Origin of the sequence: Mycoplasmopsis primatum ATCC 25948 (assembly GCF_000702785.1) — a bacterium.
Taxonomy (GTDB): domain Bacteria; phylum Bacillota_I; class Bacilli_A; order Mycoplasmatales; family Metamycoplasmataceae; genus Mycoplasmopsis; species Mycoplasmopsis primatum.
This window is the reverse complement of record NZ_JNJV01000011.1, coordinates 18626-27584: the sequence shown is the minus strand read 5'-3', so window position 1 is coordinate 27584 and position 8959 is coordinate 18626. Positions and strand designations below refer to the sequence as shown.

The following is an 8959-nucleotide window of genomic DNA, read 5'->3' as shown; positions in this document are numbered from 1 at the left end:
TATAATAGACAAAAGAAACAAAAACAAATGATTTAAAAAAACACAATAAAACTTGATTGTGTTTTTTTTATTAATAAAGTTAATTTGTAAGCCAAAACATTTTGCAACCCTTAACTATTTTTTTGCTTTATTTTTGTTATTGATGCTTGCCCTAATTTTTCCAGTTGTTCTATGGATTAAAACTGTTCCATTATTTCTTTTTGATAATTCATCGGCATAATCAATAGCTTCTTTTTGCGTATTAAAAGTTTTTGTTGCTCTAAGTGCGCCAGAACCTTTAACTTGTCAAATGTTACCTTTTGGTGTAACATGTCAAACACTAACTTTGTTGTCTTTATCTAAAACTCCCATAACACCTCCAATTTATTATTTATATTTTACATAAGTTTAAATTTTAGTAAGTGAAAACTTACTTATTTGATTAATTTATAGCAGAAATAGCTAATTTTGGTTACTATTTTCAGCGCTATTATCTTCCTGTGTACTGTCTACACCTTGTGCAATTTGATTCTTAATATTTTCATACATTTCTATTAAGAAATCTTCTTTCTTTTCATCAGAAACATTATCTAAAATTATTGTTTCAAGTAATTGCTGGAATATTGGATCGTTTTCCATATCAAAGGTTATTTTTGTCTCTGAACCTAAGCGATCTTTAAAAATTTCTTTTACCACATCAAATGCTACATTTCTTAGCATTTCATCAAATTTTTTGCCACCTTCTTGTGTATAAACTTGATAAGGATTTTTTTGAGCATATTGAACTAAATTGGTATGAGAACGAAGTTTATCCATTGTATCAATATGTGTTTGTCAATATTTGTCAACTATTCCTAAAACAATTCTTTTTTCATATCAACGTGTGTAGCTTAAATCAGTTTTATCAATAGCAATATTTCTTCATTTTTTATATTGACCAACTAAAAAGTTTTCAAAAAATTGTTCCAAATCAGCATCATGAAGTTCTTTAATATCATCATAATAAAGTTTTATCCTTATAGATTTGCCTAATATTTCATTATTAACATACTCAACAAAATTATGATATTTAAAAGTGTTGCCATTATCTTTAAATCTAGGCATATTAACAATATTATTAGCCGTACTTTTAAACATTCTTTTGATAATAAATTCAACATCATCATTTACTAAAATTAAATCTCGTTGGGCATAAAATAAGTCCCTTTGTTGTCTAATAACATCATCATAATGAAGCACATTTTTACGAGTGTCGTAGTTAAAACCTTCAATCTTCTTTTGGGCTGCATTAAAGCCTGCAATTAATGCCTTGGTAGTAACCTCTTTGTCGCCTTCATCTTTGAATTGATCTTTAAATTCTTCATAATTTGAAAATCTACGCATTAATTGATCATCAATAGAAATAAAGAATTTAGATGTTCCAGGATCGCCTTGCCGGCCAGAACGACCTCTCAATTGGTTGTCAATTCTTCTGCTTTCAGCTTTATCAGTGCCTAAAACATATAAACCGCCAAGTGCTAAAGCTTCTGCTGTTGGCTTAATATCTGTACCACGACCAGCCATATTAGTTGCAATTGTGACTGATTTGACTTCACCAGCATGAGAAATTATTTCAGCTTCAGAAGCATTTTGTTTAGCATTAAGAACTGTGTGGGGTATCTCGGCATTAATTAACATCTCGTGTAATATTTCGGAATCTTCAATTTGCGCAGTTCCAACTAAAACCGGTTGTCCTTTGTCATAAAGTTCTTTAACTTTTTTAACTACTGCTTTTCATTTTGCTTCATATGAAGCATAAATTGAATCGGGTAAGTCTTGTCTAATCATTGGTTTGTTAGTGGGCACAACATTAACACGCATATTATAAATATCAATAAATTCTTGCTCTTCTGTTTTAGCTGTACCAGTCATTCCGCACAATTTGTCAAACATACGGAAAAAATTTTGATATGTAATAGTAGCAAGTGTTTTAGTTTCCGCTTCAATTTCAACCATTTCCTTAGCTTGTAGTGCTTGTTGCAAGCCTTCGCTATATGCTCTACCTTCCATAATCCGTCCTGTAAAGGCATCAACTAATTCTATTTTCCCATCGCGCACAATATATTCAACATTGATCTTCATGACCTTATGAGCTCTTAATGCATTTTGAATCCGGTGAACAATTTCTGAGTTTTTAATATCATATAAATTATCAAAATTGAAAAAACGATTTGCTTTTTTCACGCCGTTATATGTTAATGAGATAGCTTTGGTTTCTTCGTCTATTTCATAGTCATTTTCATCAAGAGTTCTAACAAATTGATCTGATGCTAAATACACATTAGAATCTTCTGTTTGCCCGCCTGAAATAATCAATGGTGTTTTGGCTTCGTCAATCAAAATGGAATCAGCTTCATCAGTTAGACAAAAATGAAGACCACGTTGGACTTTTTCAGAAATACTCTCTGCCATATTGTCTCTTAAATAATCAAAGCCTAGTTCAGAATGAATTGAATAAGTTATATCGCAAGCATAGGCCTCTCTTTTTAATGATGGGTCCATTTGTGCTTTATTAATACCAACTGTTAAGCCTAAGAAATTAAATACTTGACCCATTTCCTCAGCATCCCGTTCAGCTAAATATTCATTAACAGTTGAAACAATAGCACCTTTGCCTTTTAGAGCATTTAAATAAACTGGCGCAATCGAAGTAATTGTTTTACCTTCACCTGTTTTCATTTCCGCGATCGAACTTAAATCAAGTAAAACACCACCTATCATTTGGACGTCAAAAGGTCTTTTATTCAATACTCTTTTTGTTGCTTCTCTACAAACAGCAAAGGCTTCAGGCCTTATTTTATCAAGCGATTCACCATCAGCAATTCTTGCTTTAAATTGCACTGTTTTGTATTTCAGTTCTTCATCTGTTAATTTTGAAATTAAAGGTTCAAATTGATTAATTTTTCTAAGAACCCTTTCAGCTATTTTCATTTCGGTAGATTTAAATCAATTAATACTCATAATATTATTAATTTTATACTATATGACTAAATACTAAAATAATTTAAATTTAATGATTAATATTAGTTATTTAAAAGTAAATTATATGTATAGAAAAAATAACAATGTTTTTAAAATATTGTTTTTTTTACAAATTCATCTATAAAACAGTGAAAAAGGATCATTTAATATGAAATTATTTGCTGTGTAAACGCAGAATAACAAAAAATAGATTGATGCTTTAATCAATCTATTTTTAATTACTAGATTTTGTTCATTTTCTGAAAAATCTTCTTTTAGGTTTGCCATCATCGTAATTTTTTGTATAGTGGCAATTAGGAAAGTTTTTGCACCCTAAAAATTTGTCACCTCTTTTGTTTCTTCTAATAATAAGGCTGCCATTATCCTCAGGACATTTTTCATCAACTTCTTCAAGTTGCATAGCAGTATGTTCCATTGTTTTGGTGGCATAATCATAATTTTGCTCAAATTTTTCGTAAAAATCTTGCATAACAGGTTGCACCATTATTTTATTAGAAGCAATTAAATCTAATTGCTCTTCTACTTCTGCTGTATAAGTTTCATTAATGATATTAGGAAAACCAGAAATCAATTTTTCTAAAACAGTTTTACCAAAAGTTGTTGGATGTAATGAGTTATTTTCCACATTTACATATTCTCTGTCTAAAATTGTTTTAACTGTTGTGGCAAATGTTGATGGCCGACCAACTTTAATTTCATCTAATTTTTCAATTAATGATCCTTCAGTATATCTAGCAGGGGGTTTTGTTTCTTTGTCTTCAATTTGATAATTTAAGACATTGATTTTATCTCCAACATTAAAGTTAGGATCGAGAGATTCCTCTCTTTCGCCTTTAACAATGTAGTAGCCATCAAATAAAATTCAACTCACATTTGCTCTAAAATCTAAGGAATTTTTTGTAAATTTATATGTTTTGTTAGCTCTTAATGGTGGTTTAATAAGACATTGTAATGTATGTTCATAAATTAATTTATAAATTTGATAATCATAATTATTTAAGTTATATTTTTCCTTAGCACTATCAGGAGTTAATGTTATATCAGTAGGTCTAATAGCTTCATGGGCATCTTGATCACCTTTGAAACTTTTAATATTTTCCAATATATAATTTTGACCATATTTATTAGTTATATATTTTTTAGTATTAGCTACAAACTGATCATTTAATCTAGTACTATCAGTACGTGGGTAACTAATTAAACCACCATCACCATATCCTTCAAATAATCTTTGTGCAGATGATTGAGTAATTCTCGAACTGAATGGACTTCTTTTATACAAAACTGCCTGTTTTAAAGGCGTTAAAATCGAAAGTGTTTTTTTGCTTTCCTTCACATCAACTACTTCTAATATATGGCTGGGTTCTTTATCTATTTCTAACTTAATTTTTTCTAACTCTTCTGGATAAACTCAATTCTTTTCGCCTGAAATATGATCTTCCATATAGATTGAAGCCATAAGTTCCTTGTTTAATTGTGCCTCAATTGTATGATATCCCCTTGGAATGAATGCTTCAATTTCTTTTTCTTTATCAACAACTAATTTAAGTGCAATTGATTGTACTCTGCCAGCTGATGGATTAGTTGGTGAATTTGAAAGTTTTCTTTTCATTAATTGGCTTAATCTAAAACCAATAATTCTGTCTAACATTCTTCTGGCTTTTTGTGCATCGATTAAATTAACATCTAATTGAGTAGGATTAGCTATTGAATTTAAAATAGCATCCTTTGTAATTTCATTGTATTTAATCCTAGCATATTGATCTTTTTTGCACTTTAAAAATCTTACTAAATGATCTCCAATGGCCTCACCCTCGCGGTCGGGGTCAGTAGCAATATAAACAAATTCAGCATCCTTAACTGCTGATTTTAATTTTTTAACAACTTCTTTTTTACTAGGATCTAATTCATATTGGGGCTCTCAGTTTTCAAGGTCAATGCCTAGTCCCATTTCTCCTCTGGTACTAAGTTTAGCAATATGGCCAACTGATGCCATAACATTAAATTTATCACCTAAATATTTTTTGATTGTATCAACTTTATTAGGCGATTCTACTATCACTAATTTATAACTCATAACAATAATAATTTATAACAAAATAGAAATTTATTTTTTAAAAAAATATTAAATTTCATGTTTATAATCATTAATATATTAATGATATAAAAATTATGGAAATATAAAACAGCAAAACTATAAGTGAATGCTAACTGAGTTGATATTAATTCAAATAATTCTATTAAAAAATGAATTTTAAAATATTTCTAATGATATATAATAGCAACTGAGTATTTTTACTTATTGTATTATTAAATCTAAATATTAGAAATACTCCTTGACCACAATTGGTCCTGATGTCCAAAAGGAGAATAAATTAATGAATAAATACGAAATTATGCTAATTGTTGACCCAGCAATTGATATGCTTATGGCTACTGAAATTGTTGAGTCAGTATTTGGCAAGAAAAACGTAAGCAAAGTTGAAAAATTAGAAAATTCAACATTAGCTTATCCAATTAATAAATCATTAAAAGCTCAATACATAGTTTACAACCTTGAAAGTAAAAGTGAATTAATAGCTGAATTTACTCGTAAAGCAAATATTGCTAAATTCATATGAAGACAAATGGTTATTAACCTTGATACAGAAAAAGGTTTGCAAAAATCAAAAAAAGCTTTCAGACAAAGAATTTCTAGAGACGCTAAAAATTCTGTTAAAAGTGCTAGCACAAAACAACTTGTTGAAAATTTAGAAAAAGTTATTTCACCTAAAACTAAGACTACTAAAAAACCATATACTAAAAAAGCTACAGATAATACATCTAAAAAAGCTGAATAATCAAGTTTAGGAGTTCCAAATGAATAAAGTTTTGCTGGTTGGTCGTATTGCTAATGATGTTAAATCTGGCACTACGAAAAGTGAAATTAAATATGCTAAAACATCAATAGCATTAAACAATCACTCGAATAATCACACAGATTTTGTTAATCTAGTTGCTTGAAACAAAAATGCTGAATTTATGGCTCGTTTCATAAAAAAAGGTATGCTGGTTTCTATTGAAGGGCAATTAAGTACAAATAAATATAAAAATGAAAGTGGTGCTGTTGTATCGCATACAAACGTATCAATTGATAATATTACTTTACTTGAGCCTAAGTCAATTAGAGATAAAAAATTAGAAAAAACTGATTCAGAAAATAATTTTGAACTTGATGAAATTACAATCGAAGATTAATAGGAGATATTATGGCATTTAATAAAAAAGCTAAAAAAGGTAAAATAATTAAACGTAGATGTTCACTATGTGATTCTAACATTGAATATGTAGATTACAAAAATATAGATTTTATTAACAAATTTTTATCTGGCACTGGTCAAATTAAACCACATTCAGCCACTGGTTCATGCGCTAGACACCAAAGAAAAATTGCTAACGCAGTTAAGAGAGCACGTTTTATGGCTCTTATACCTTATACAAAAGATAGAATTCGTGTAATCGCAGCTTCACAAGAAAAAGCTAAAAAAGAACCTGCTCAACCACAACAACCTGAAAGCAAATAATTTAAAAAACCACCTTAGGTGGTTTTAATTTGCTTTTGATTTTCTTTATGATATTTAAATATATAAATAATTGAATATATACTGTTGCATAGAATCATCAAAGTTGTGATAAACACTAATGATCAAATTATCGGTTTAATTAGTCAAGGATTATTGGTTCGTGCTTTTAAAATAATATAGTCCATTATGTATGGATTAAAACCAACAATCAGTATAAAGAGCAGCATTAATGATATTAAAAATATTAATTTAAAAATTCTAAAATATTGCTGATTTATAGTAAAAATGGCAAAGCAAAGCAGCACAAAAGTTAATAATGAAAATATCACAAAATTAAAAATTATTGCTACTGTGCTATTAACTATATTTATGCTTTTTTTAACATATAAAACATCATTAACAAACATAATTATTGAAATTAAAAACATAGCACAAACTAATATTAATATTGAAAATAGAATGAGTGAAATATTAAACTTTGTTTTATTCATAATTACCTTCAATACTTTTATTTATTTCTTTAATTAAAATTATTCTGCTGTCTATTTCATTATCTATTTCGCCGACGTTTAATAAGCCATTTAAGTATAATAATAAAATTTCATTTTTTATCTCTTCTGGATAATGATTAGTCATAAATTGAATTTTTTGGTCAATATTTAAAAATCTTCTTTTAATTTCTAAATGTTTCTTTTCGTTTATTAACTTTTGCATTGAATCTGATATTGGTTTATATGTTTTATCTTTTTGAATTTGAACTAGAATTTCATTAAAAAATGAAATTAACTCAAAGGAATGATTATATCTATTGCAATACTTTTCAATAAAATCTATAAATGCCTTGGTATCATTTTCATCATAAATGTTAAGCAAACCTATATTAGTAAAATATGCTTTGAAAAACAAAGAAACATATAAAACTTTAAATTGTTTTACATATGAATTGATTTTTCATATCTTTGATTTATGAATTAAAAAAGTTAAATCAAAGAAAGCTTCTTCAATATCATTAATTATTTTTTCCGAGTATTTATCGTTTTTTCATAAAACGAATAACTCTATTATGTCCATAATTTGTTTATTTATTGTTCAATTAAATGTTGGAATACTAATTAATATGTTTCAACTAATAAATTTAGATGGTATATATTCAGCCATTGAAAAAAACATTTTTTTACCGTTTAATGAAATTTTGTAGCTAGATAAATCTAATTTTTCTAATTTTGAACCAGCGAACGTTTTTACGCTTTTAAGCGCTACGTTTGATGAATTAGCAACGAAATTTAAATCATCACATTTTTTATAATAATTTTTATAGCGATATGAAATAGCCTTGTTTCCAACAATTACAAAACCATTTTTTTGAGCTCATTTAATATACTCAAAATCTTGCTGGCTAAAAGTGTCCATAGAAGCATTAAATTTCTTAAATAAACTAAATTTACCAGTTAATAAAAACATAATTTTGACTCATTTTAAACATCTAAAAATATTTAAATAAAAATATTTATTGATCAAAAGTTTAGTTAAAAATGTCATAAAGATGAAGAAACTAATAATTAATGAAATACTCAACACAATGTGAATAAAAATATAATGTCCTTGATAGTGTACTCTGTCTAATCCTTGCAATCACAAGAAAGCTTTTTCTTTATTAAAAATAAAAAATGAGCCAACAAATAAAGAAGATAGCAGGATCATTAGTGCAAAAAATATAGGGATTAAATATAAATATGGTCTATCTTTGATTAAGTTTTTATCTTTGATAAATTTAAATTTTTCTTTTAAAGTCATATCGGCTCCTATCTACCACAATTAATAGACATCATTTATCTAATTCATGTCTTTGTATCTAAATTATAAATTTTACTTGCTTGATTATTGCCAGCACCAAAGTCATATACATGTACTACATCTGGAAAAATTTTATTAGCGCATTTTATATCGATCGGTTCTTGCCCTGAAATGTTCGCACTAGTGACATACATTGGACCATTTTTATTTAAAAATTCACAAAGTTTTTTATTATTAGGCATTCTAAAACCTTGATTATTAACTATGATTGAGTATGCACCAGGTCAGTATTTTAAAGCAAACTCATTAGCCACATTGTTTCATTCTTTGAATTTTTTAGCTTGTTCTATGGAGCCAACTAAAATCATTATTTTTTTGCTAATTGGCCTGTTTTTAAGCCAATAAAGGCATTCTAAGGTATTTTGATTAATAGGGCCGCCAATGCCTGTTACAGTATCAGTTGTGCAAATAAAAATATCTTTGAAGTCCATAATGATTGCCTCTTTTCAACCTTTATTAATATATTTTAAAATTATTTAATAATATAATATATTTTTAAATTTTATTTATTAGTATAATTGAGTAAATATTTTTATGAGTAT

At 27.6% G+C, this 8959-nt stretch carries 9 protein-coding genes; 4 read left to right on the top strand and 5 right to left on the bottom strand.

What is annotated here, in order from left to right; translation table 4 throughout:
* Positions 1 to 114: 114 nt before the first annotated feature.
* The 3 genes from T386_RS0101990 to topA all read right to left on the bottom strand — a co-directional run bounded on the left by T386_RS0101990 (position 115) and on the right by topA (position 5077).
* Positions 115 to 351 carry a DUF2188 domain-containing protein gene (locus tag T386_RS0101990; RefSeq protein WP_029513502.1) on the bottom strand — a complete coding sequence of 79 codons (237 nt, stop codon included), beginning with the start codon at positions 349 to 351 and terminating at the stop codon, positions 115 to 117.
* 90 nt (positions 352 to 441) lie between these two features.
* Positions 442 to 2979, bottom strand: a complete 2538-nt coding sequence (secA, locus tag T386_RS0101985) for a preprotein translocase subunit SecA (protein WP_029513501.1) — start codon at positions 2977 to 2979, stop codon at positions 442 to 444.
* A 235-nt stretch (positions 2980 to 3214) separates the two neighbouring features.
* A complete protein-coding gene (gene topA / locus T386_RS0101980) occupies positions 3215 to 5077 on the bottom strand; it encodes a type I DNA topoisomerase (RefSeq protein ID WP_029513500.1) in 1863 nt (620 codons plus the stop codon).
* Positions 5078 to 5378: 301 nt separating this feature from the next.
* On the opposite strand from topA, the gene rpsF reads away from it, so the two are divergent.
* From rpsF to T386_RS0101960, 4 genes are all read left to right on the top strand, one after another.
* Positions 5379 to 5840 (top strand): 30S ribosomal protein S6, encoded by a 462-nt coding sequence (gene rpsF, locus T386_RS0101975; RefSeq protein ID WP_029513499.1) that lies wholly within the window; start codon positions 5379 to 5381, stop codon positions 5838 to 5840.
* Between the two features lie 19 nt (positions 5841 to 5859).
* The gene (locus T386_RS0101970; protein WP_051622772.1) at positions 5860 to 6237 is read left to right on the top strand and encodes a single-stranded DNA-binding protein; all 378 of its coding nucleotides are present in this window, start codon (positions 5860 to 5862) and stop codon (positions 6235 to 6237) included.
* An 11-nt stretch (positions 6238 to 6248) separates the two neighbouring features.
* Entirely contained in the window at positions 6249 to 6563 is a 315-nt protein-coding gene (gene rpsR / locus T386_RS0101965) for a 30S ribosomal protein S18 (protein ID WP_029513497.1), read from the top strand.
* A gap of 186 nt (positions 6564 to 6749) precedes the next feature.
* Positions 6750 to 7091, top strand: a complete 342-nt coding sequence (locus T386_RS0101960) for a hypothetical protein (RefSeq protein WP_029513496.1) — start codon at positions 6750 to 6752, stop codon at positions 7089 to 7091.
* Here the strand turns inward: T386_RS0101960 and T386_RS0101955 are convergent.
* Together T386_RS0101955 and T386_RS0101950 are read right to left on the bottom strand one after the other, a co-directional pair.
* Complete coding sequence (locus tag T386_RS0101955; RefSeq protein ID WP_029513495.1) at positions 7047 to 8357, bottom strand: MAG4530 family protein; 1311 nt, start codon at positions 8355 to 8357, stop codon at positions 7047 to 7049. The two genes, T386_RS0101960 and T386_RS0101955, sit on opposite strands and share 45 nt — an antisense overlap.
* 35 nt (positions 8358 to 8392) lie before the next feature.
* Positions 8393 to 8848, bottom strand: a complete 456-nt coding sequence (locus tag T386_RS0101950; RefSeq protein ID WP_029513494.1) for an L-threonylcarbamoyladenylate synthase — start codon at positions 8846 to 8848, stop codon at positions 8393 to 8395.
* Between the last annotated feature and the right edge of the window lie 111 nt (positions 8849 to 8959).